20 protein-coding genes are annotated in these 23575 nt (G+C 62.8%); 6 read left to right on the forward strand and 14 right to left on the reverse strand.

Going from position 1 to position 23575, the window contains the following annotated elements; all coding sequences use genetic code 11:
* Positions 1–37 precede the first annotated feature (37 nt).
* From JQ575_RS25365 to JQ575_RS25380, 4 genes are all read right to left on the reverse strand, one after another.
* Positions 38–547, reverse strand: a complete 510-nt coding sequence (locus tag JQ575_RS25365; RefSeq protein ID WP_192736401.1) for an OsmC family protein — start codon at positions 545–547, stop codon at positions 38–40.
* Positions 548–602: 55 nt separating this feature from the next.
* Positions 603–1388, reverse strand: a complete 786-nt coding sequence (locus JQ575_RS25370; protein WP_212035866.1) for an ABC transporter ATP-binding protein — start codon at positions 1386–1388, stop codon at positions 603–605.
* A complete protein-coding gene (locus JQ575_RS25375) occupies positions 1388–2245 on the reverse strand; it encodes an ABC transporter permease (RefSeq protein ID WP_212035867.1) in 858 nt (285 codons plus the stop codon). The genes JQ575_RS25370 and JQ575_RS25375 overlap by 1 nt, the downstream gene beginning before the upstream one ends.
* Before the next feature lie 65 nt (positions 2246–2310).
* Complete coding sequence (locus tag JQ575_RS25380) at positions 2311–3285, reverse strand: aliphatic sulfonate ABC transporter substrate-binding protein (protein ID WP_212035868.1); 975 nt, start codon at positions 3283–3285, stop codon at positions 2311–2313.
* Positions 3286–3482: 197 nt separating this feature from the next.
* Between JQ575_RS25380 and JQ575_RS25385 the strand changes: the two genes are divergently transcribed.
* Positions 3483–6278: a [protein-PII] uridylyltransferase gene (locus JQ575_RS25385; RefSeq protein WP_212035869.1), complete on the forward strand. Its 2796-nt coding sequence runs from the start codon at positions 3483–3485 to the stop codon at positions 6276–6278.
* A gap of 147 nt (positions 6279–6425) precedes the next feature.
* Here the strand turns inward: JQ575_RS25385 and JQ575_RS25390 are convergent, their stop codons facing one another.
* From JQ575_RS25390 to JQ575_RS25410, 4 genes are all read right to left on the reverse strand, one after another.
* Complete coding sequence (locus JQ575_RS25390; RefSeq protein ID WP_212035870.1) at positions 6426–6830, reverse strand: nuclear transport factor 2 family protein; 405 nt, start codon at positions 6828–6830, stop codon at positions 6426–6428.
* A gap of 171 nt (positions 6831–7001) precedes the next feature.
* Complete coding sequence (locus JQ575_RS25395; RefSeq protein ID WP_212035871.1) at positions 7002–7529, reverse strand: methylated-DNA--[protein]-cysteine S-methyltransferase; 528 nt, start codon at positions 7527–7529, stop codon at positions 7002–7004.
* A complete protein-coding gene (locus JQ575_RS46160) occupies positions 7510–9009 on the reverse strand; it encodes an AlkA N-terminal domain-containing protein (RefSeq protein WP_312016021.1) in 1500 nt (499 codons plus the stop codon). The genes JQ575_RS25395 and JQ575_RS46160 overlap by 20 nt, the downstream gene beginning before the upstream one ends.
* Before the next feature lie 59 nt (positions 9010–9068).
* Positions 9069–9542 carry a PaaI family thioesterase gene (locus JQ575_RS25410; protein ID WP_212035872.1) on the reverse strand — a complete coding sequence of 158 codons (474 nt, stop codon included), beginning with the start codon at positions 9540–9542 and terminating at the stop codon, positions 9069–9071.
* Between the two features lie 174 nt (positions 9543–9716).
* Between JQ575_RS25410 and JQ575_RS25415 the strand changes: the two genes are divergently transcribed.
* Positions 9717–10079 carry a DUF1304 domain-containing protein gene (locus JQ575_RS25415; protein ID WP_212035873.1) on the forward strand — a complete coding sequence of 121 codons (363 nt, stop codon included), beginning with the start codon at positions 9717–9719 and terminating at the stop codon, positions 10077–10079.
* Between the two features lie 348 nt (positions 10080–10427).
* Complete coding sequence (locus tag JQ575_RS25420; protein WP_212035874.1) at positions 10428–11654, forward strand: ABC transporter substrate-binding protein; 1227 nt, start codon at positions 10428–10430, stop codon at positions 11652–11654.
* A 168-nt stretch (positions 11655–11822) separates the two neighbouring features.
* Here the strand turns inward: JQ575_RS25420 and JQ575_RS25425 are convergent, their stop codons facing one another.
* Positions 11823–12248, reverse strand: coding sequence for a DUF1330 domain-containing protein (locus JQ575_RS25425; RefSeq protein ID WP_212035888.1), 426 nt, complete (start codon positions 12246–12248; stop codon positions 11823–11825).
* A gap of 139 nt (positions 12249–12387) precedes the next feature.
* Between JQ575_RS25425 and JQ575_RS25430 the strand changes: the two genes are divergently transcribed.
* A complete protein-coding gene (locus tag JQ575_RS25430; RefSeq protein ID WP_212035889.1) occupies positions 12388–14640 on the forward strand; it encodes a transglycosylase domain-containing protein in 2253 nt (750 codons plus the stop codon).
* 72 nt (positions 14641–14712) lie between these two features.
* On the opposite strand, the gene JQ575_RS25435 is transcribed toward JQ575_RS25430, so the two are convergent.
* The 4 genes from JQ575_RS25435 to JQ575_RS25450 form a co-directional block, all read right to left on the reverse strand.
* Positions 14713–15564, reverse strand: a complete 852-nt coding sequence (locus tag JQ575_RS25435) for a M48 family metallopeptidase (protein ID WP_212035875.1) — start codon at positions 15562–15564, stop codon at positions 14713–14715.
* Positions 15565–15761: 197 nt separating this feature from the next.
* Positions 15762–17111: a polyhydroxyalkanoate depolymerase gene (locus JQ575_RS25440; RefSeq protein ID WP_212035876.1), complete on the reverse strand. Its 1350-nt coding sequence runs from the start codon at positions 17109–17111 to the stop codon at positions 15762–15764.
* A gap of 127 nt (positions 17112–17238) precedes the next feature.
* A complete protein-coding gene (locus JQ575_RS25445) occupies positions 17239–18057 on the reverse strand; it encodes an ABC transporter permease (protein ID WP_212035877.1) in 819 nt (272 codons plus the stop codon).
* Complete coding sequence (locus JQ575_RS25450; protein WP_212035878.1) at positions 18054–18845, reverse strand: ABC transporter ATP-binding protein; 792 nt, start codon at positions 18843–18845, stop codon at positions 18054–18056. Before JQ575_RS25450 ends, JQ575_RS25445 begins: the two co-directional genes overlap by 4 nt.
* Before the next feature lie 157 nt (positions 18846–19002).
* Here JQ575_RS25450 and JQ575_RS25455 point away from each other — a divergent pair, with 157 nt between their 5' ends.
* Together JQ575_RS25455 and JQ575_RS25460 are read left to right on the forward strand one after the other, a co-directional pair.
* Positions 19003–20352, forward strand: a complete 1350-nt coding sequence (locus JQ575_RS25455) for an ActS/PrrB/RegB family redox-sensitive histidine kinase (RefSeq protein ID WP_212035879.1) — start codon at positions 19003–19005, stop codon at positions 20350–20352.
* A gap of 85 nt (positions 20353–20437) precedes the next feature.
* A complete protein-coding gene (locus tag JQ575_RS25460) occupies positions 20438–20992 on the forward strand; it encodes an ActR/PrrA/RegA family redox response regulator transcription factor (RefSeq protein ID WP_192736382.1) in 555 nt (184 codons plus the stop codon).
* Between the two features lie 31 nt (positions 20993–21023).
* Here the strand turns inward: JQ575_RS25460 and JQ575_RS25465 are convergent, their stop codons facing one another.
* Positions 21024–23030, reverse strand: coding sequence for an EAL domain-containing protein (locus JQ575_RS25465; protein WP_312016022.1), 2007 nt, complete (start codon positions 23028–23030; stop codon positions 21024–21026).
* Positions 23031–23575 lie beyond the last annotated feature (545 nt).

Here is a 23575-nt window from a genome sequence, read left to right on the forward strand (position 1 = left end):
GTCCCGGCTCAAGGCCGGGACGACATCGTATTGCGGGCTAGACCCGCTTCATCGACACCGCGACCTTGGGGCCGTTCCGGATGGTCTGATAGACCACGCAATAGCGCTCGGTGAGCTTTAGCAAGAGATCGAGCTTGTCCTGTGGCGCGTCGGTCTCGACGTCGAAGCGCAGGCGGATTTCGGCGAAACCGACCGGGGCTTCCTTGTCGACGCCGAGCGTGCCGCGGAAATCCAGATCGCCTTCGGCGATGACGTGGCCGGACTTGAGCGGAATTTCGACCGCGGTGGCGACCGACTTCAGCGTCACGCCGGCGCAGGCGACGAGCGCTTCCAGCAGCATGTCGCCCGAGCACAGTTCAAGCCCGGAACCGCCGGTGGCGGGATGCAGGCCTGCAACGGCCAGCGCGCGGCCGGTTTCGACCTTGCAGGTCAGGCCTTCATTGTCGATCGAGCCCTTGGCCTTGAGCGTGATGACGGCGGCTGAGGGATCGGACTTGTAGCGCTCCTTGATCGGGGCCTGCATCGCACGGAGTTCGGCGGCGTCCATTTTTTTCTCCCGGCTGTTTTTGCAGGTCCGGATTTAAGGCCTAATCAGGCGGATGTCACCACCACATCGCCTCGCCGGCGGTCGATTTGGCGTCGGCGTCAGGCACATTGCGGTCGAGCGAGCGATCCAGCGCGGTCAGCACGCGGCGCTTGAAGTTGTCGAAGTGCGGCGAATTACGGTCGCGCGGCCGCGCCAGATTGACCTTGATCTCCTCGAACAGCCGCCCCGGCCGCGGCCGCATCACAAGCACGCGATCCGCCAGCACCACGGCCTCATCGACGTCATGCGTCACCAGCATGAGCGTTGGCCTTGTATCGTTCCAGAGATCGAGCAGGTGGTCCTGCAGGTCGCGCCGCGTGAAGGCGTCGAGCGCGGAAAACGGCTCGTCCAGCAGCAGCACTTCCGGCTGCGGCACCAGGGCGCGGGCGATCGCGACCCGCTGCGCCTGCCCGCCGGACAATTCGCGCGGCCAGGCGTTGGCCTTGTCCGTGAGGCCGACCCGGGCCAGGGCTTGCGCGACCTTTTCGCGCCTTGCGGCGGCGGACAACTCAGAGAGGCCAAAGCCGATATTGTCGGCGACGCTGAGCCACGGCAGCAGCCGCGGCTCCTGGAAGATGATGCCGATTTTTGCGTGCGGGGCAGTAATTGCAATGTCGTCCAGCGTCACCGTGCCTGTGGTGGCGCGGTCGAGGCCGGCGATGGCGCGCAGCAAGGTGGACTTGCCGCAGCCGGAGCCGCCGATGATGGCGACGATCTCGCCGAGCTTGATGTCGGCGGAAAACCGCTCCAGCGCGTGGACGCCGTTCGGATAGGTTTTTCCGACACGATCGAGTGCGAGCATCAGGCCGCTCCACCCTTGCCGCCGAACGCGTCCTGCCAGCGCAGCAGCGGCGCGGTGGCGAGCTCGATCAGCCAGTCGGTGGTTTTGCCCAGGATGGCGAAGATCACGATCGCGGCGACGATCTGCGCCGGCTTGCCGAGCTGCTGGCCATCGATCAGGAGATAGCCGAGCCCTTCGGACGCGCCCATGAATTCGGCGGCGACGACGAACATCCACCCCAAGCCAAGGCCGACGCGCAGCGCCACCACATAGGCCGGCAGCACCGCGGGCAACAGGATGCGGCGGATCATCGCCGGGCCGCTCAAGCGGAAGGTGCGGCCGACCTCGACAATCTTGCGATCGACCGAGAGGATCGCGCCCATCACGCCGAGATAGACCGGAAAGAACACTCCGACCGCGATCAGCGCAACCTTCGAGGTTTCGAAAATACCGAGCCACAGGATGAATAGCGGCACCCAGGCGATCGACGGTATTGCGCGCAGCGCCTGCACAGTCGGATCGAGCAGCCGCCGCGCCAGCCCCCAATAGCCGGAAATCGCGCCGAACAATGTGCCGGCGACGACACCGATGACAAAACCCGAGGCGACGCGGCTCAGCGTCGCGATGATATGGCGCGAGAGCTCGCCGCTTTTGGCGAGTTCCACCATGGTGGCGAAGATCTTGGTTGGCGGCGGCACCAGCCGGCCGTTCGACAGGCCCGCCCAGACCGCGATTTCCCAGGCCACGGCGAGGCCCACCGGCAGCAGCAGCCCCAGCGCCGGCCCCGCATAACGGCGCAGCCGTGCCGACGACACCTTCGTCTCGGGCGTCGTCGAATCGGTCCGTTCCAGCGCTGGCAGTTCAACGGTCATGGCCATAGCAAGAACGCGTCTTTCGAGGGATTGCAAGGTGGCGACTTACCCTCCCCTGGAGGGTGAAAACCTCAATTCGTCGGCAGCGGGACCTGATCGTCGATCAGCGCATCCAGCGTCGCCTTGACGTCGACCGTGGCGGCAACGACCCCGGCCTGCTGCAAAGCGAGGCCGGCGGCGAGGATGGAGTCGCGCTGCGGGGCGCCGATGCGGCTGTGGGTCAGTTCGGTGCGCTCCTTGAGCTGCTTGTCGACCACCGCATCCGGCAGCTTGGTGATGCCGATGAAGGTCTTCTTCAGGTCGTCGTAGTTGGCCAGCGAATATTTGCGCGCCTCTTCATATACCGCGAGCACGCGGCGAACCGCGTCCGGATGATCTTTCAGGAACTGCTCGCGCACATTGAGGATGCCCCAGGTGTTGGCGTCGGGCTTGCGGAAGAACAGCTTGGCGCCCTCCTCGACTTCGGCCTGCGCCATCATCGGATCGAGCCCCGCCCAGGCGTCGACGTCGCCGCGGATCAGTGCGGTCTTGCCGTCGGCGTGCTGCAGCAGCACCGGGGTGATGTCTTTTTCGGACAGGCCGGCGCCGAGCAGCGCGCGCACCAGGAAGATATGCGGATCGGTGCCGCGCGTCACCGCGACGCGCTTGCCCTTGAGATCGGCAATGCTGGCGATCTTGGAATCTTTGCCGGTCACTAGCGCGGTCCATTCGGGGCGCGAATAGACATAGATCGACTTGATCGGATTACCGTTGATCTTGGCGACCAAAGCGGCCGAGCCCGCGCTCGATCCGAAGTCGATCGATCCGGCGTTGAGGAATTCGAGCGCCTTGTTGGAACCCGCCGACTGCACCCAGACGACGTTGATGCCGTCCTTGGCGAATTCCTTTTCCAGAAGGCCCTTCTGCTTGAGGATCATCGACACCGGGTTGTAGGTCGCCCAGTCGATGCGGATTTCCTTGAGCGGGTCGGCGGCGAAGGCCGCGCCGGGCAGCAAGGTCGAGGCTGCGATAACAGCAGCAAACGCGCGCCGTGAAATCCTGAACATTCCCTAGTCTCCTCATATCTCAAAAAACTGTCTTTTATTTCAATGAGTTAAACCGCAAGGTCAACGAGAAAATAGCTGCCGCGAAAGCTGCGCCCTGAGAACAGGTTTGTCCAAAGCAGCGCGAATCCAGCATAGAACTACTGTTGCCTCACAATCGCCAGTGACAGCGTCTGCGCCGTCCGATATCGGGATAGATCATGGACAGCGTTGTGACCGAGGACCGCCCGGTGGCGGATGATCGTTTTGATACCGCGCGGATCACCGCCGCGATCGATGCGCTCGCCGAAAAAAATGCCGGCCGCGAGGACGTGTTCCGCTCGGCGATGGCGCAATTGCTCAAAGCCGAGTTGATCGCTGCGCGCACCACCGCGCAGGCCGTGCTGCTGAAGGACCGTCACGGCCGCCGCTGCGCCGAGCGATTGTGTTTCGTGCAGGACGAAATCATCCGCATTCTCTATTCCGCCGCCACGCGGCATCTCTATCGCTCGCATGTCCGATCAGGCGAAGAACGCATGTCTGTCGTCGCCACCGGCGGTTATGGCCGCGGGCTGATGGCGCCGGAATCCGACATCGATCTGTTGTTCATCCTGCCCTACAAGCAGACCGCCTGGGGCGAGCAGGTCGCCGAAGCCATTCTCTATTGCCTGTGGGACATGGGGCTGAAGGTCGGCCACGCCACGCGTTCGGTCGATGAATCGGTCCGGCAGGCGCGTGGCGACATGACGATCCGCACCGCCATCCTCGAGACGAGATTCCTGACCGGCGACCAGCCGCTCTACGACGAACTGGTCGCGCGCTTCGACAAGAACGTCGTGCAGGGCACCGCCGCAGAGTTCGTTACCGCCAAGCTCGCCGAGCGCGAAGAACGCCATCGCCGCGGCGGGCAGTCGCGCTATCTGGTCGAACCCAACGTCAAGGACGGCAAGGGTGGTCTCCGCGACCTGCACACGCTGTTCTGGATCGCGAAATATGTCTATCGCGTCCGCGAGACCGATGAACTGGTCGAGCGCGGCGTGTTCGACGCGCAGGAGTACCGCACCTTCCGCCGCTGCGCCGATTTCCTGTGGTCGGTGCGCTGCAATTTGCACTTCGTCTCCGGCCGCGCCGAGGAACGACTGTCGTTCGACATGCAGCGCGAGATCGCGGTCCGCCTCGGCTATACCTCGCATCCCGGCATGCAGGATGTCGAACGCTTCATGAAGCACTACTTCCTGGTCGCCAAGGACGTCGGCGACCTCACCGCAATCCTGTGCGCCAAGCTGGAAGACGAGCAGGCCAAGCCGGCGCCGGTACTGAGCCGCGTGGTCGCGCGGTTCCGGCCCGGCATCAAGCGGCGGCGGGTGCCCGACAGCGACGACTTCATCATCGACAACAACCGGATCAATCTCGCGGCGCCCGACGTCTTCAAGCACGATCCGGTCAATCTGATCCGGATCTTCCGCCTCGCACAGAAGAACAACCTCGCCTTCCATCCCGACGCGATGCGTACGGTGACGCGCTCGCTGAAGCTGATCAACACCGGCTTGAGGGAAAATCCGGAAGCCAACCTTCTGTTCATGGAGATCCTGACGTCCGACAACGCCGAGACCGTGCTGCGGCGCATGAACGAGACCGGCGTGCTCGGTCACTTCATCCGCGCCTTCGGCAAGATTGTGTCGATGATGCAGTTCAACATGTACCACCATTACACGGTGGACGAGCACCTGATCCGCTGCGTCGGCTTCCTGCAGGACATCGAGCGCGGCGGCAACGACGAGTTCACCGTCGCCAGCGACCTGATGCGCAAAATCCGCCCCGAGCACCGCGCGGTGATCTACATCACCACGCTGTTGCACGACATCGCCAAGGGCCGGCCCGAGGATCATTCGATCGCCGGCGCCAAGGTGGCGCGGCGGCTGTGCCCGCGGCTCGGCTTCAACGCCGCCGACACCGAGACGGTGGCGTGGCTGATTGAAGAGCATCTGACCATGTCGACGGTGGCGCAGTCGCGCGATTTGTCGGACCGCAAGACGATCGAGAATTTCGCCGCCGTGGTGCAATCGGTCGAGCTGATGAAGCTGCTGACGATTCTGACCACCGCCGACATCCGCGGCGTCGGTCCCGGCGTGTGGAATGGCTGGAAGGCGCAGTTGCTGCGCACGCTGTATTACGAAACCGAGCCGGTGCTGACCGGCGGCTTCTCGGAAGTGAACCGCGCCCAGCGCATCGCGGTGGCGCAGTCGGAATTCCGCGCCGCCTTTACCGAATGGCCGGAGCAGGAGCTCAACGCCTATATCGCGCGGCATTATCCGGCGTACTGGCTCAAGGTCGAACTGCCGCGAAAAATCCGCCACGCGCGTTTCCTGCGGGCCAGCGAACAGGCCGGCCACAAGCTTGCGATCAATGTGGGCTTCGACGAAGCGCGCGGCGTCACCGAACTGACTATACTCGCGACCGACCATCCCTGGCTGCTGTCGATCATCGCCGGCGCCTGCGCGTCCGCGGGCGCGAACATCGTCGATGCGCAGATCTACACCACCACCGACGGCCGCGCGCTCGACACCATCGCCATCTCCCGGGAATACGACCGCGACGAGGACGAGGGACGCCGCGCCACGCGAATCGGCGAGATGATCGAGCAGGTGCTGGAGGGCAAATTGCGACTGCCCGAAGTGGTGGCGCGCAAGGCGGCCGCGCGCGGCAAGGCGCGGCCGTTCGTGGTCGAGCCTGAGGTGACCATCAACAACCAATGGTCGGACCGCTACACCGTGATCGAGGTCTCCGGCCTCGACCGCCCGGGTCTGCTGTACCAGCTGACGACGGCGATCTCGAAGCTCAACCTCAACATCGCCTCCGCCCATGTCGCGACCTTCGGCGAGCGCGCCCGCGACGTGTTCTATGTCACCGATCTGCTCGGTGCGCAGATCACCGCGCCGACGCGGCAGGCCGCGATCAAGAGCGCGCTGCTGCACCTGCTCGCGAGCGAGGACAACGCCGCCCAGCCGGCGGCGTGATTCTCCCTTACCTCTCCCCGCTTGCGGGGAGAGGTCGGATCGCTCTTGCGATCCGGGTGAGGGGGTACCGGTCCAGCGACCGAGATCCTGTGTTGCGGATAGAGCCCCTCACCCCGCAAGCGGGGAGAGGGAGATAGCACCTGTCTCTCAGAACTGGATGATCGGCTCCAGCTTCTCGCCCTTGCGGAATGCGCGCAACGGCGCGGTGTCGGTATAGACCCGCTCCTCGATGATCTTGCCGTTCTTGATGCGGAACTTGTCGACGCCGCGCCATTCGAACCTGACGCCGCCTACATTGCGCGTGGTCTGCCATTCGATGATCACGACGTCGCCGCGCGAGGTCCAGTCCAGCAATTGCCAGACGAAATCCGGCGCCGCCGCCGTCTGCACTTCCATCAGCCGGTCGAGTTCGTTGCCCGCCACGCGCCGGCCCACCAGCGGCGTATGCAGCGAGCCTTCGGGGTGCCAGAGATCGAGAAAGGCCTTTCCGTCCCGCGCCGCCCAGGCGGCGGCAAATCGCGTCACAAATTCCTGAATTTCAGCGTCCGTCATTGGTCGTCTCCATGATTGAATGTGGGGAGACGCTAGGGGTGTCGCACAAATCTGTCTGGCGGTTTGCGGACCTGACATATGCATCGTCATTGCGAGCGCAGCGAAGCAATCCACCCATCCGTTATGCCGCGCTATGGATTGCTTCGCTGCGCTCGCAATGACGGGGAGCCGTCACACCTTCAGCCTCACCCCCTCATGCTCCAGCAACCATCGCTTCCGCTCGAGGCCGCCGCCATACTTGACCAGCGCGCCGTTGGCGCCGATCAGGCGATGACAGGGCACGACGACGCTGATCGGGTTGGAGCCGTTAGCATGACCGACCGCGCGCATGGCTTTTGGCGCGTTCAGCTTCGCTGCCAGCGCGCCGTAGCTCATCGTCGTGCCCGCAGGAATCTTTGGCAATGCGGTCCAGACCTTCTGCTGGAACGGCGTGCCCGCGACGCGCCACTTGATCGCGTTGAGGCGATCGAGATCGCCTTTGAAATACCCTGTCAGCGCCGCCCTCAACGCTTTCGGTGACCGCGCCTCTTCCAGATCGACCGGGCCATATTGCAGCCGCAGCAACTCCTTCATGCGCGGCCCGTGCTCTTCCCAGTCCAGCGCGCGCAGCACGCCGCCGGAATCGGTCACCAGCAACGCGATTCCGATCGGCGTTTGCAGCCGGTCGAGATTGAAGGTTTCAGGCGGCTTCGCGCTCATCGATTTTTCCGGATACTACTGCAGCCTGGACGCCCGCGGCCCACAGATGCAACGCCGCATAGGCGCGCCACGGCCGCCAGCGCTCGCTGCGAACAAGCAATTCCGCCGGCGACGGGCGACGCCCTTCGCCGTCGGTCATCGCGCGGAGCAAACCGATGTCGGCGGCGGGGAACGCATCGGGTTCGCGCAGCTCGCGCATGGCGATGTATTGCGCGGTCCATTCGCCGATTCCCGGCAGCGCCCTTAATTTCACGATCGCGTCCTCAAGGCTGGCGCCGCGGCTGAAGATCGCGGGATCGGCCGAGATCGCCTGCGCCAGCGAGGTCACCGCCATCGCCCGCGCACCTGGCATCCCGAGCGTTGTCAGATCGGAGCTCGCAATCCGCGCCGCAAGGGGAAACAGATGGCTGAGACCCTCGCTCTCCGTCATCGCAGGCGGCAGCGGATCGCCAAAGGCCTGCACCAGTTTGCCGAGCAGTTTGGTCGCGGCAGGAACCGTGATTTGCTGGCCGAAGATCGCCCGCACCGCGAGTTCGAAACCGTCCCATGCCCCGGGGACGCGCAAGCCCGGCCGCGCCGCGACCAGCGGTGCCAGCACGGGATCGAGCGCGAGATGCGCGCCGATCGTATCGGGGTCAGCGGCGAGATCGAAGACCCGGCGGACGCGCGCGATGATCTGCGGCAAGGCCGCCATCTCGGGAAAGCGAACGCGGACGTCGATCCGGTTCTTCGGCGCGGGCATGACACTGATCACGCCGCACTTGCCGCCGATCGCAATCGTGCGGCGATAGCTATCACCGGCAACGATCTCGACCCCGGGAATGGCGCGGGCGCTGAGGAACGACAGCATCGCGTCCCAATCATAGGGCGGCCGATACGGAAGACGAACCGACAGCGCGCCGGCTTCACGCCTGGTCTTGTCGCGGGAACGCCGCAACGCGGCCGGCGGACGCCCGAACAGATCCGAGAAGGTTTCGTTGAAGCGGCGCACGCTGTTGAAGCCGGACGCCAGGGCGACCTCGGCCATCGGCAGCGACGTTTCGTGGATCAACTGCTTGGCAAGCAGCACCCGTCGGGTTTGGGCAACCGCAATCGGCGAAGCGCCGACATGCTGACGGAACAGCCGCCGCAATTGCCGCCCGCCGACGCCGAGCCGACTAGCCAGACCTTCTACATCATCACCATCGAGCGCGCCGGATTCGATCAATGCCAGCGCGCGCGAAACCGTGTTGGAGCTGCCGCGCCAGAACGCGAGGTCAGGCGACACTTCCGGCCGGCAGCGCAGGCAGGGACGGAAGCCGGCCTCCTGGGCTGCGGCCGCCGAAGCATAGAACGACACGTTCTCGAATTTCGGGGTGCGCGCCGGACAGATCGGCCGGCAATAGATGCCGGTGGTTTTGACGCCGACAAAAAGCCGCCCGTCGAACCTGATATCCCGGGTCGAAATCGCGCGATAGCAAGCGGTACGGTCCATATCCATCAGAAAATCATCCACCGTTGTGCAGGGCATGTCCCGCGCTTTGCGCGCCTTATGCCCGCTCAGTTCTCGAAAATCAGGCAGGTCGTGGTGCCCTGGGCAAGCAAACGTCCCTTGCTATCGGTGATGCGTCCTTCCGCGGTGCCGACCCGCCGGCCGCTGCTGAGCACAATGCCCTCGGCCCTGATCGTGCCGGTCTCGGGCGTAATCGGTCGCACCAGCGAGGTCTTGAACTCCAGCGTCGTCGATCCCAGACCTTTCTCCAGGGTCGACTGAATAGCCAGCCCCATGCAGCTGTCGAGCAGCGTGGCCGAGAAGCCGCCATGCACGGTGCCGGCCGGGTTGAGGTGGTCGTCACTCGGTTCGGCGGTGATGACCACGCGGCCGCTCGCGGCTTCGGTGACATCGTAGCCCAGCGTGCGCGCGATCGTGTTGAGGGGCAGCGTGCCGTCGGCGAGTCCCTGGACAAATTCCAGGCCGCTCATTTCCTTGCGCCTGATGGCGCTGACGGTGCCGTATGTTCTGTCGGTACGCATTCCCGTTGATTCCTCGCGCTGTCGCTCGATCGAAGCATCTGATATCGCGCCCGGCCTGTCTCGCGGTTTTCGGACCTCATCATTTTCTGCAAAATATCGGCACGCCGCCGCACTTTTCACGCTGAGCGTGCTAGCGTCCACCCGAATTCCGCTGTCGGTTTTGGGGGCCGCCACATGACGCTTATCGCCAATTGTCTGGTCGCGGTGGTCGCCGCGCTGCACGTCTACTTTCTCGCGCTGGAGATGTTTCTCTGGGAGAAGCCGCTCGGGCTGAAGACCTTCCGCAATACGCCCGAGAAGGCGAAGGAGACGGCGGTGCTGGCGGCCAATCAGGGCCTGTATAATGGCTTTCTCGCCGCCGGCCTCGTCTGGGGCCTGGTCCATCCAAACCCGGGCTTCGGATTCCAGATCAAAGCATTCTTTCTGCTCTGCGTGATCGTGGCAGGCGCTTACGGCGCCGCGACCGTCAGCCGCCGGATCTTGTATGTGCAGGCGGCGCCAGCGGCGCTCGCATTGATCCTGCTCTGGTTGGCGTAAACGCCCGGCCGTTCTGGCTGGGCCGCTTCGTTCAGAGAGGAACTGGCGATGTCGTCTTCAGCACGCCATCGTTGTCCGTTTTTGGTATCCGGTGCGGGCTCCAATGCCCAATGTGGTGTCATTCCGAACGTGAACATGCCGATTGGATTCTTTTTGGGCAGCCACCAATTGCCGCCCTCGAATTAACCTTGCCCTCGCCAGCCAGAAATCCCGGACCGTTTCAGCTTGCATCGCCTTGCATTGCAGCATCCGTTCCGCCACTATTCAACCAGCGATGGCGTCCACCGGGTCATATTGGGTCCCAAGACAAGATCATCGGCTCAATCAACACATGAGGAAACGAGCGATATGAAGAATGGTATTTTCCATTTGATCACCGGCACGGCACTCGCGGTCGCCCTGTCGGCTTCGTCGGCCTACGCGCAGAAGAAATACGACACCGGCGCGACCGATACCGAAATCAAGATCGGCCAGACCGTGCCGTTCTCGGGCGCCTACTCCGTCTATGCCAATATCGGCAAGACGCAGGCCGCCTACATGAAGATGATCAACGACCAGGGCGGCATCAACGGCCGCAAGGTCAATTTGATCCAGTATGACGACGCCTACAGCCCGCCGAAGACGGTCGAGCAGATCCGCAAGCTCGTCGAGAGCGATGAAGTCCTCCTCACTTTCCAGGTCATCGGAACCGCGGCAAATGCCGCCGTGCAGAAATATCTCAACAGCAAGAAGGTGCCGCAGCTGTTCGCCGCCACCGGCGCTTCGAAGTTCACCGACCCGAAGAACTTCCCCTGGACCATGGGCTACAACCCGAACTACTTCGTCGAGGGCCGCATTTACGGCACGTACATTCTGAAAGAACATCCGGATGCCAAGATCGGCATCCTCTATCAGAACGACGATCTGGGTAAGGACTATGTCAACGGACTGAAGGCGGGCCTCGGTGACAAGGCGGCAAAGATGATCGTGGCCGAGGCTTCCTACGAAGTCTCCGACCCGACCATCGATTCGCAGGTGCTGAAGATCAAGGACGCCGGCGCGACCCTGTTCTACAGCGCCACGACGCCGAAGCAGGCGGCGCAGGCAATCCGGAAGATCCACGAAATCGCCTGGAAGCCGATCCACATCCTCGACATCAATGCCAGCCCGGTCAGCGCCACGCTGCAGCCGGCGGGCCTCGAAGCGTCGAAGGGCGTGATCAGCGTTCAGTACGGCAAGGATCCGGCCGATCCGACCTGGAAGGGCGATCCGGGCCTGCAGAAGTATCTCGACTTCATGGCGAAGTACTTCCCGGAAGGCGACAAGATGAACACGGTGAATACCTACGGCTATTCGACCGCTCAATTGCTCGTGCAGGTGCTCAAACAGTGCGGTGATGACCTGACCCGTGAAAACGTGATGAAGCAGGCGGCCTCGTTGAAGGACGTCGTACTCGACCTCGGCCTGCCGGGCATGAAGATCAACACCGGCCCCAACGATTACCGCGTCAACAAGCAGCTGCAGATGATGAAGTTCAACGGCGAGCGCTGGGAACTGTTCGGCCCCATCCTCGAGGACGCCGGCCCGGCGGGCTAGCCTCAACTTCCATCGATACGAACGATCGGCGGTCCCTCGGGGCCGCCGATTTGTTTTTTGAGGGCAGTCGTCATTGCCTGGCTTGACCCGGGCATCCACGTTTTGGCCCTCATGAACAGGAAGACGTGGATGGCCGGGACAAGCCCGGCCATGACGGCGTGGAAATTGTTACTTCGGGATTTCCCCAAACGTCTTTCCGAGCGGCAACACGGCATGCCGGATCAGCCGCGAATCCTCGACCGCCGCCTGCCGGTGTTTTACCGCCTCGCGATACACAGGATCGCGGATCATCTCCGCAAAGGCGGCGACGCTTGGATATTCGGCGATGAAGCAATGATCCCAGCGTTCTTCCGCCGGCCCGATCAGCATCAGTTCGAACCGCCCCTGCCAGACGATCCGGCCGCCAAGCCGTTCGAACACCGGTCCGCTTTCCCGTCCATACGCCGCATAGGCTTCCGCGCCTGATGCCTTGCGGCCGTCGGGATAGGCAGCTTGTTCCCGCAACCGGACCAGATTGAGCATGTGGATCGGGCCGGGCCGGTCGTTGGCCCGAAACTGTGCGAACACTTCCTTGGTCGGATCGATGTGGCCCATGGCGGCTTCCCTTGCTGACATATGCTGTTCCTTTAGCACGCGCCGCCGCACCTCCTAATCCCGCGTTAACCTCTCCGTAACCGACCCTTAAACTGCGGGCGTTAGCTTGCGGCGGGCGGGATGTGAGCAGCGTTTGCGTATGGCGTGGGGACGGAAAAAGAGCGGCGGCCGCAAGGAACCGCAATTCGGAATCGCCGCCGCGCTGAGCGAATTGCGGCTGTCGCCGCAGGACCGCGTCACCGTAAGCGAAGACAAGCCGAAAAAATCTTCCGCCAAGCGCAAACCTGAAAGCGATGACGACGAGACGCCGCGCGAGCGCAAGCCGCGCGCGGACCGCAGCGGCGCCAAGCGCCGCACGAAATCGCGTGGCGGATTCCGCATCGGACGGCTGTTCTATTGGGGCGCGGTGCTCGGCCTATGGGCCGCGATCGCGGTCGTCGGCGTCGTGATCTGGGTCGGCGCGCATCTGCCGGCGATCCAGTCGCTGGCTATTCCGAAACGTCCGCCGACGATCCAGATCGTCGGTCTCGACGGCAGCGTGCTGGCCTCGCGCGGCGAGATGGCCGGCGCCAATGTCTCGCTGAAGGATCTGCCGCCCTATCTGCCGAAAGCCTTCATCGCCATCGAAGACCGCCGCTTTTATTCGCATTACGGCGTCGACCCGATCGGCATCGCGCGGGCAGCGGTCGCCAACGTCATGCATCGCGGCGTCTCGCAAGGCGGCTCGACACTGACGCAGCAGCTCGCGAAGAACCTGTTCCTGACCCAGGAACGCACCGTCGCGCGCAAGCTGCAGGAAGTGGAACTCGCGATCTGGCTGGAACGCAAGCATTCCAAATCGGAAATCCTCGAGCTCTATCTCAACCGCGTCTATTTCGGCTCCGGCGCCTATGGCGTCGAGGCCGCGGCGCAACGCTATTTCGGCAAGTCCGCCAAGAACGTCACGATCGCGGAAGCGGCGATGCTGGCGGGCCTCGTCAAGTCGCCGTCGCGGCTGGCGCCGAACCGCAACCCGGAAGGAGCCGAGCAGCGCGCCCAGATCGTGCTCGCGGCGATGGCGGATGCCAAATTCATCACCGACGCGCAGGCGCAGGCCTCGATCGGCCATCCCTCCTATAACGTGAAACCGGTCGGCGCCGGCACCGTCAATTACGTCGCCGACTGGATCGGCGAAGTGCTCGACGATCTGATCGGCCAGATCGAACAGAGCATCGTGGTCGAGACCACGATCGATCCCAAATTGCAGAGCGTGGCGGAAGCCTCCATCATCGACGAACTCGCCGCCAAAAGCGTGAAGTTCAACGTCACCCAGGGCGCGCTGGTGGCGATGACGCCTGACGGCGCGGTGCGCGCCATGGTCGGCGGGCGGAACTATGCCGAGAGCCAGTACAACCGCGCGGTTACCGCTAAGCGCCAGCCAGGCTCGGCCTTCAAGCCGTTCGTCTATCTCACCGCGATCGAGGCGGGATTGACGCCTGAAACGATCCGGCAGGATTCGCCGATCGATATCAAGGGCTGGCGGCCTGAGAACTACACCCATGAATATTTCGGGTCGGTGACGCTGACCCAGGCGCTTTCGATGTCGCTCAACACGGTGGCGGTGCGGCTCGGCATCGAAGTCGGCGCCAAGAGCGTGGTGCGGACCGCGCACCGGCTCGGCATTTCCTCGAAGCTGGACGCCAACGCCTCGATCGCGCTCGGCACCTCGGAAGTCTCCGTCATCGAGCTGGTCGGCGCCTTTGCACCATTTGCCAATGGCGGGCTCGGGGTTTCCCCGCATGTCGTGACCAAAATCCGCACCAATGAAGGCAAGGTGCTGTATGCGCGGCAGCCGGATCAGCTGAGCCAGGTGATCGAGCCGCGCCACGTCGCGATGATGAACACCATGATGCAGGAGACGCTGCTCTCGGGCACCGCGCGCAAGGCGGAGCTTCCGGGCTGGATGGCCGCCGGCAAGACCGGCACCAGTCAGGATTTCCGCGACGCCTGGTTCATCGGCTACACCGCAAACCTCGTCACCGGCGTCTGGCTCGGCAATGACGACAACTCGCCGACCAAGAAGGCCACTGGCGGCGGCTTGCCGGTCGAGGTCTGGACCCGCTTCATGCGATCAGCCCACCAGGGCGTGCCGGTTGCGAACCTGCCGAGATCACAAGCCGGCGGCGGCGGCCTGCTCTCAAATCTGTTCCCCGCCTCGCAGGTCAGCGCGCCGCCACAGCCATCATATCAGCCATCCGCGCCGGTGCCGCTTGCCCCGATCCCCTCAGGCGGCGGCTATCGCCAACCACCGACGCGCACGTCGGCGCCGCCGCCGAATCCATCGGCCCGCCCGGAAGCTGCGGCAGGGTTGGATGGATGGCTGATGGACCGGGTGTTCGGCGGCAATCGCTAGACAGCGCAGGCCGCAGACACAAGAATCGCGAAAACAACCCATGCAAAGTAGAATGGGGCCTGGTTTTCCGACTTAGTCCTCGACCCCGTAACGGTGCAGATCATTGCCGTGGGTATCGAGCCAGGATTTGGCGCGCACGACCGACGGACAGATCTTTCCGACGACACGCCAGAATCGCGCCGAGTGGTTCATCTCGACCAGATGCGCGACCTCGTGGGCGGCGAGATAGTCCAGCACAAAGGGCGGCGCGAGGATCAGCCGCCAGGAAAACGACAATGATCCGGCCGAAGTGCAGGAGCCCCAGCGGCTCGATTGATCGCGGATCGACACCCGCTTGACCCTGACGCCGAGTTCTTCCGCATAGGCCAATGATGCCTTGTGCAGATCCTTGCGCGCTTCACGCTTGAGATAATCATGGACGCGGCGGTCCATGTGCTCGGCGCCGCCGGCGACGCAGAGAACTTTCTCCCCGCTGTCGCGGGTTTCGGTCCACACCGTGCCACGCTCGCCCGAACGATGTACGATGCGGTGAGGAACACCGCGGAGCGGTACTACTGTGCCAGCTTGAAACGGTGCGGCCTTCGGCAGGCGGCCGAGACGTGCGGCGATCCAGCCGCCATGCAGCTGCGCAAAGTCCTTTGCTTCCGCGAGCGTGCCGCGCGGCGGCATAGTCAGGATCGCCTCGCGATCGGTCGGATGAATGCGTAACGTGTAGCGGCGCGCGCGGCGGTGCCGACGCAGCCGAATCGCAAAGAATTGCGAGCCGTGTTTGACCAAAAGAGTCGCTGGTTCGGCAGGCCGCCGATAGAGGAGGGCGCGAGTAGCCATGTCTGACAGTCCGGGGGGCAAGAGTTCGCCCGGATTCTGCCATAACCGCTGCCACTCAAGCCGCCACTGAAACCGTTCGGCGCAAAAACAAATCATTTGCCCAATATACAGGGGCTGGACTCTATTCCGCCCCTACCGGCAGGGGCTGGAACCGAAAATTTTTGGCTGAATCCAGCCTCACTCCTCGTCGAAGAAATGAAATAAAACTCATTCCTTCCGTGATGCGCGAATCCCGATTCTTTTAATCGATTCAGCGACTTAGTTGAGCCGCCAAATCGACGTTGAGATTGACGCTATTCAGCAGCCCCAACCAGTTTATCTGATGCAGCGACCAATTTCGGCTTGGTGTTGGCCGAAGACAGCATGAAATCGGAAATGCGCGGCACGATTTCAGAGCGGAACCGCGAACCGTTGAACACACCGTAGTGCCCGACGCCCTTCTGCACGTAATGCACGCGGCGATGATCGGGAATCGACGTGCACAGCGAGTGCGTCGCTTCGGTTTGTCCAAGACCGGAGATGTCGTCGTTCTCGCCTTCGACCGTCATCAACGCAACGCGGCGGATCTTGGACGGATCAACCAGCTTGCCGCGATGGATCATCTCGCCCTTGGGCAGCGCATGCTTGACGAACACGACGTCGACGGTCTGCAGGTAATATTCTGCGGTCAAATCCATCACCGCGAGATATTCGTCATAGAATTCGCGGTGCTTGTCGACCAGATCGCCGTCGCCCTTCACCAGATTGCTGAACAGCGCCTTGTGGGCGTCGGTGTGGCGATCGAGGTTCATCGTGATGAAGCCTGAAAGCTGCAGAAAGCCTGGATAGACGTCGCGCATCACGCCGGGGTGCGGGAACGGCACTTTGGTGATGACGTGGTTGCGGAACCACTCGATACCGCGCTCCGCGGCGAGATTGTTCACGGAGGTCGGATTACGACGGGTGTCGATCGGGCCGCCCATCAGCGTCATCGACAACGGCACGAAGGGATCGTTGGCGGCTTCCATCACGGAAACCGCTGCCAACACCGGCACCGAGGGTTGGCACACCGCGATGACATGCATGTTGCCGCCGAGCACGTGCAGCATCTCGATCACATAGTCGACATAGTCATCGAGATCGAAGCGGCCTTCCGCCAGCGGCACCATCCGGGCGTCGGACCAGTCGGTGATGTAGACCTCATGCGTCGGCAGGAAGGCTTCGACGGTGCCGCGCAACAGCGTCGCGTAGTGACCGGACATCGGCGCCACGATCAGCACCCGCGGCTGCGGGCTGCGCAGCGGCCGCGTCAGCTTGCGATCGAAATACAGCAAGCGGCAGAACGGCTTTTCCCAGATCGAGCGAACCTCGACTGCGGTGCGGACGCCGTTCACTTCGGTCGTCGGCAAATTCCAGTCGGGCTTGCCGTAGCGGCGCGTGGTGCGCTCGAACAATTCGCAGGCCGCGGCGATCGATTTGCCGAATTCGGTGTGCGACCACGGGTTAAGTGGGTTCTGAAACAGGATCTTCGTGGCGTCGGTCACGGCGCGTGCAGGATTGAGCGACGCGTGGCCCATTTCGTACATCCAGTACATCGGCGTCGTAAGCGCCGGACTGCCTTCGGCCACTAGCGGCGGTGCACCGCCAAACTCACCAATCGGCATTGAATTCTGATCCCCTGTTTTGCGCCGCAGCATAGTGCCGCCTGCGCAATAATGCGTCAATGCACACCTCCGTATATATACGTAGCGAAATGGCCAAAAACCTCAGAAATACACGGGAATTTGTGACTTATTCACCACCACCGAGCAAAGAACCGTGGTGTTTGGCGCTGCGCAAAAGGGCAAGAAAGATCGCAAATGACGCGATAAACAGCACCGCGTTGATCGCCAGCGACCACACCATCAGGTCGGTCCGGAACACGTGGTCGATCAACAGCGCGCGCATGCCCTCGAACACGTAGGTCGGCGGCAGCGTCCAGGCGAGATATTGCAGCCAGACCGGCAGCACCGACACCGGATAATAGATGCAGGCGAGCGGCATCAGGCCGAACATCAGCGTCCACACGACGCTCTCGGCTCCGAGCCCATTGCGCAGCACCAGGCCCGACACGAAGATCCCGATCGACCAGCTGGTGAAGATCAAATTGCAGAAGAACGCGATCAGCGGCAGACCGATGGCGAAAAAATTGAAGTCGAAGCAGAACAGCGCCAGCAGCGTCATCGGGACCACGCCGATCGCAAGCCGGATCAGGCTCATCACCATCATCGAGATCAGGAACTCGATCGGCTTCAGCGGGCTCATCATCAGATTGCCGAGGTTGCGCGCCCACATCTCCTCGAGGAACGAAATCGAAAAGCCGAGCTGGCCACGGAACAAAATGTCCCACAGGATGACCGCGCCGATCAGCGAGCCGCCGGCCTGGGCGAAAAAGCCCGACGTCTGCGAAATGTAGTTCTGCAGGAAGCCCCAGGTGATGATCTGCAGCGCCGGCCAGTAGACCAGCTCCAGAAGCCGCGGCCAGGACGACATCAGCAAGTACCAATAACGCAGCACCATCGCGTTGATGCGATGCACCGAAATTCCGTGATGGACTGCGACCCCGCTCATGGCGCGCCTTCCCTCACCCGCCCGCGCGCGACGTCGAGGAACACTTCTTCCAGCGTCGCGCGGTTGTAGCGCGCCATGATCTGATCGGGACTGTCGTCATCCTCGATCCGGCCGCGCTTCATGATGATGACGCGGTCGCACAAGCGCTCCACTTCCAGCATGTTGTGCGATGCCAGCAATATCGTCGCGTCATGGGCCTTGCGGTAATCCTGCAGATGCTGCCGCACCCAATCGGCCGTATCCGGGTCGAGCGAAGCCGTCGGCTCGTCCAGCAGCAACAGTTCGGGCTGATTGATCAGCGCTTTCGCCAGCGCAACGCGGGTCTTCTGGCCGGCGGACAGTTTTCCGCTGGCGCGGTCGAGGAATTCCTCGAGATCAAGATCGGCGGCAAGCTGCGCGATGCGCTCGCGCAGGTTCTCCACCGCATAGAGCCGGCCGAAGATGGTGAGATTCTGCCGCACCGTGAGCCGCATCGGCATGTCGACATAGGGGCTTTCGAAATTCATCCGGCCCAGCACCTCGGCGCTCTGTTCGGGCATCGGATGTCCCAGCACCTGGATGCGGCCCGACGTCGGCAGCACCAGCCCCATGATCATCGCAATCGTCGTGGTCTTGCCGGCGCCGTTGCCGCCGAGCAGGCCGGTGATGCTGCCGCGCGCGATGCGAAACGAGACATCGTCCACCGCGCGGGTGGTCTTGTAGAGTTTGATCAGATGCGCGACCTCGATCGCGGATCCTGCCGGATCGGCTGCGGGCAGCGGCATTGGCGCGGCGTCATTATTGACCATTTGGGCCTGTTCATTGGGCTATTGCAGCGGCTAGTGCAAGAAGGTCGTCATGCCCGGGCACAGCCGTCCGAAGGACGGCTACGCCCGGCCATGACGGCGAGAGCAACTCAAAGCGCGCGAATTTGTGATCGCGGCGCCGCGCGGCTAAAGTTGCGGAATGACTGAAATTTCTGACTCCGATTTTCGCCATCCACTCCGCCATGTCCGTCTCGATACGATATTGCGGCTGCGCTGGCTGGCGGCGCTCGGCCAGCTCACCGCGATCTTCATCGTGGCGCATGGGCTGGAATTCGACGTTGCCATTATTCCCTGCGTCGCCATTGTCGGCCTCTCGGCGCTGGTCAATCTCGCACTGCAGATCGCGTTCAATCCGATGCAGCGGCTGGAACCGGTCTATGCGGCCGCACTGCTTGCGCTCAACATCGTCGAACTTGCGGCCCTGCTGTTCCTCACCGGCGGGCTGCAAAATCCGTTCTCGTTCCTGTTCCTGGCCCCGGTCCTGATCTCGGCGACGGCGCTGCCGATCCGGCTGACCATTGCACTTGGTGTGCTCGCGGTCGCCTGTGCCTCCGCATTGGTGTTTTTCCATCTGCCGCTGCCCTGGGACAGCGACGACCCGCTGGTGCTGCCGCCGATCTACCTGTTCGGCGTCTGGCTCTCGATCCTGGTCGCGATCGGCGTCACCTCGCTCTATGCGTTCCAGGTCACCGAGGAGGCCCGGAAACTGTCCGACGCACTGGCTGCCACCGAACTGGTGCTGACCCGCGAACAGCACCTCACCCAGATCGACGGCCTTGCCGCCGCTGCCGCGCACGAACTCGGCACGCCCCTGTCGACGATCTTCCTGATTTCGCGTGAACTCGAAAAGACGGTTGATGGCAACGAACAGCTCGCCGGCGACCTCAAAACCCTGCGCGAGCAGGCGCAACGCTGCCGCGAAATTCTGGCCAAGATCACCCAACTCTCCTCCTCCGGCGCACCGTTCGATCGCATGCCGCTGTCGACGCTGATCGAGGAAACGGTTGCACCGCACCGCGATTTCGGCGTCGCCATCAAGGTGCGGCTAGCGGTCGCAGCGACGCGCGAGCCGGTCGGCGCCCGCAACCCCGCCATCCTCTATGGCGTTGGCAATATTCTGGAAAATGCGGTCGATTTCGCCCGGACCACGGTCGAGGTCAACGCCTGGTGGAACGCCGATACGGTCGAGATGATCATTTCCGACGACGGCCCGGGCATCGCCCCCGACATGCTGAAACGCATCGGGGAGCCCTATTTATCGCGGCGGCGCAGCACCGATGAGGACCAAAGCGCGCGGGCCGGCCTTGGGCTCGGCATCTTCATCGCCCGTACCCTGCTGGAGCGCACCGGCGCCAAGGTCTCGTTTACCAACCGGACCTTTCCCGATCACGGCGCTGTGGTACAAATCGTCTGGCCGCGCGAACGCTTCGAAGCGGACGACACGGCGGCCGATGATGCCTCCTGGAATGGTTCCAACGACCGGGAATGACACCCTGATCGACTATTGAGGGCCTTGGCAGCGCCGTCTGTTAGCGCCATATCTTGTTGAACCTGCAACCGGGGGATACCCGACCTTGAACGCCATCACCGAACTGAACGACCTCACCGACCGCTCGCTCCTGATCGTCGAGGACGACAAGCCGTTTCTTGAGCGCCTGTCGCGCGCGATGGAGAGCCGCGGCTTCGCCGTGACGTCGTGCGATACCGTGTCCGATGGTCTGGCCCAGATCGGCCGTTCCGCGCCCGCTTTCGCGGTGGTGGATCTGCGGCTCGGCGATGGTAACGGGCTCGATGTGGTGTCGGCGCTGAAGCGCAAGCGCCCCGAGGCGCGCGCGATTGTGCTGACCGGTTACGGCAACATTGCCACCGCCGTCACGGCGGTGAAGATGGGCGCGGTCGACTATCTCTCGAAGCCCGCCGACGCCGATGACGTGGTCGCAGCGCTGCTCGCCAGCGGCACCGAGAAATCCGAACTGCCGGCGAACCCGATGTCGGCGGACCGCGTGCGCTGGGAACACATCCAGCGCATCTACGAAATGTGCAACCGCAACGTCTCGGAAACCGCCCGGCGTCTGAACATGCACCGCCGCACCCTGCAGCGGATTCTGGCCAAGCGCGCGCCGCGGTAATTTGCCGGCAGGGATCAGCGGCTTCGGTCCTTCAGGCTACTTCTCGATGAGGAGCATCCGCAGGCAGCGGATACATTTCCTTGAACGGCGACGGCTTCCCGATTGCATACCCCTGCGCATAGTCGACACCGATTTCGCGCAGGGCTGGGAGTATCTCGTCGTTCTCGACGAATTCGGCAACCGTGCTCTTACCCATCACCTTGGCGACGTGAACGATCATTTCGACCATCGCCCGGTCCATCTTGCTGTTCAGCATTTCCCTGACGAAGCTGCCATCGATCTTGATGTAGTCGACCGGGAGGTGCTTCAAGTACGAGAAGGACGACATACCGGTGCCGAAATCGTCAAGTGAGAAGCGGCAGCCCAATTTCTTCAACGCCTCGATAAGCCGCTTGGCGCTGTGCATATCGGCGATCGCGCTGGTTTCGGTGATCTCGAAACAGATCATTCCGGGCGGCACCCGGTAAATATCGAATTGCCGGCGTACATATTCAACGAAATCATCGTCGCCGAACGTCGCGCCGGAGAGATTGATGGCGCAGCTCGATAGTTGGGTCGGTTCGGAGCAACTCAACCGTTCGGCGATCAAGGCAAATGCGTTTCGGATGACCCAGCGATCGATCAGCGGCATCAGGCCGTAGCGCTCCGCCGCCGGCATAAAGCTGCCGGGCTGGACCAATTTTCCGTCTTCGTCGCGCAACCTGAGCAGCAACTCGACATGGGAACGATCCTGCTCAGCCTTGTTGAGCGAGCGAATTTCCTGCGCGAACAGACAGAACCGTTGTTCATCAAGCCCATTCCTGATCCTCTGCACCCAGGCCATTTCACCGACGCGCTCGACCAGTTCGGCATCGCTGGGATGGTAGACCTGAATGCGATTGCGTCCCTTCTCCTTTGCCATGTAGCAGGCCATGTCGGCCGCCCGCAGCGTTGCCTCCATGGCGTTGGCCTCGGCGACATGCACGAGACCCACGCTGACGCTGATATTGAAGGAGCATGCATTCCAGACGAACCTCAGCTCCTGCACGGCAAGCCGGAGGCGTTCCGCAATCGCGACCGCCGAACCGGCGTCGCAGTCCTGCAACAGAACGCCAAACTCGTCGCCGCCCAATCGCGCCAGCAGGCCGACGCCGCGAAGATTCTCCCGCAACAACGCCGACGTATGTCTTAGCAATTGATCCCCGGCGGCATGACCACAGGTGTCGTTGACGACCTTGAACTGGTCGAGGTCGAGGAACATCAGGGAATGCTCGCTGGGCTGCTGGGACAGCCGGTCGAGCGCCGCTCCAAGGCGGGTTTCGAATTCGCGACGATTGACCAGGCCCGTCAAGGCGTCATGCGATGCCTCCCAGGACAGCTTTGCGAGGAACTCCTGTTCGGCAGCCTCGAAGCGCAATCGCTGCTTCAGCATTTTTCGCGTATGCCAGACAATCAGCGAAACCAGCGACATCGCCGTCAGCAGATTTGCCACCGTCAGCACGGACTTGAGAAACCGCGAGCCTTCTCCAAGATTCTCCGAGAAGGCGCTTGCATGGGGCGCGAGCCGCCGATCGATGAAATCGATTTGCTCCTTGTGGAAGGCTGCACGCCCGGCGGCCGCGGGACCGCTGGACAACTCCTCATGCAGAAGGTCGCCAAGCGACACCAGCTGATCCAGAAATGGATCCGTCCCTCTCCAGTGCCGGATCGCCGTTTTGACATATGGGCCGTGCTGGAAATAGCGGAAGAGCCGGATCATTCCTGGAATATCGGCGGGATGATTTCCACCTCCCAGCAGGCCGTCCCGGGCGGCATCCAGATCGGGGGTCGGCTGTTCCAGCGCGCGTCGTGCGACCCGGTCGCTGAGCGGAACGGCGATCGCCTTCTTGAACCGGTCGAAGGACTCTTCGTCAGCGGTCTGGGAGTAAACCGAGAGAAAGTGGATGGCGTCTTTTTGGCTCTTCGACCACATGCCCTCGCCGCCGACAAAGGCGCGAACCGACGAGAGCAGCTCCAGACTAAGGCCGGCCAGAAGCCCCTGAAAAATCACAACCGCCACGAAGGGCGCTACAAGCCGCAAAAGGCGATTTTTGCCGCGCGTGGGACCCATCATTTGCGGTGCCTGATCTGTCCTTCTGCGCGAAACCGCGCGACGTTAGGGCCTGCTTTCGTTTGGCCCGATTGCGTTGCCTTTTGTCTGCTGACCGCGCCGGTGTGGCGCTCACCTGATGTCCGCAGTACCAGCAGGATGTATTATTGGAGTAGGATTGGCGGCTTAAGATCGCGTGCGGCAGGGCCCACGCGCGCTATCTAAGATCCATCGTGGTGAAGGGCATGTGAACATCTCGACATCCAATTGCATTTCAATTTCATCGAATGCCCGTGCCCGCAAGTGTGCTGCGATCAGAGTTCCGCCAGCGGAACTTAATGCGCATCTCGATTCAGTCTTCAAAGGGCAGACATGAATTCGCGATCTCGCCGCTGCTACGCGCGAAGTTTTGCAAGAGACCTTTCGCCATCTGAAAACAGAGGGCGCAGGGAAGACCGGGTGCGCGCTGCACCCGCGGTCTCGCGTGCGGTTTGCACAAAACAAAGTGCACACGA

The sequence above is a fragment of the Bradyrhizobium sp. JYMT SZCCT0428 genome, from assembly GCF_018131075.1.
Taxonomy (GTDB): domain Bacteria; phylum Pseudomonadota; class Alphaproteobacteria; order Rhizobiales; family Xanthobacteraceae; genus Bradyrhizobium.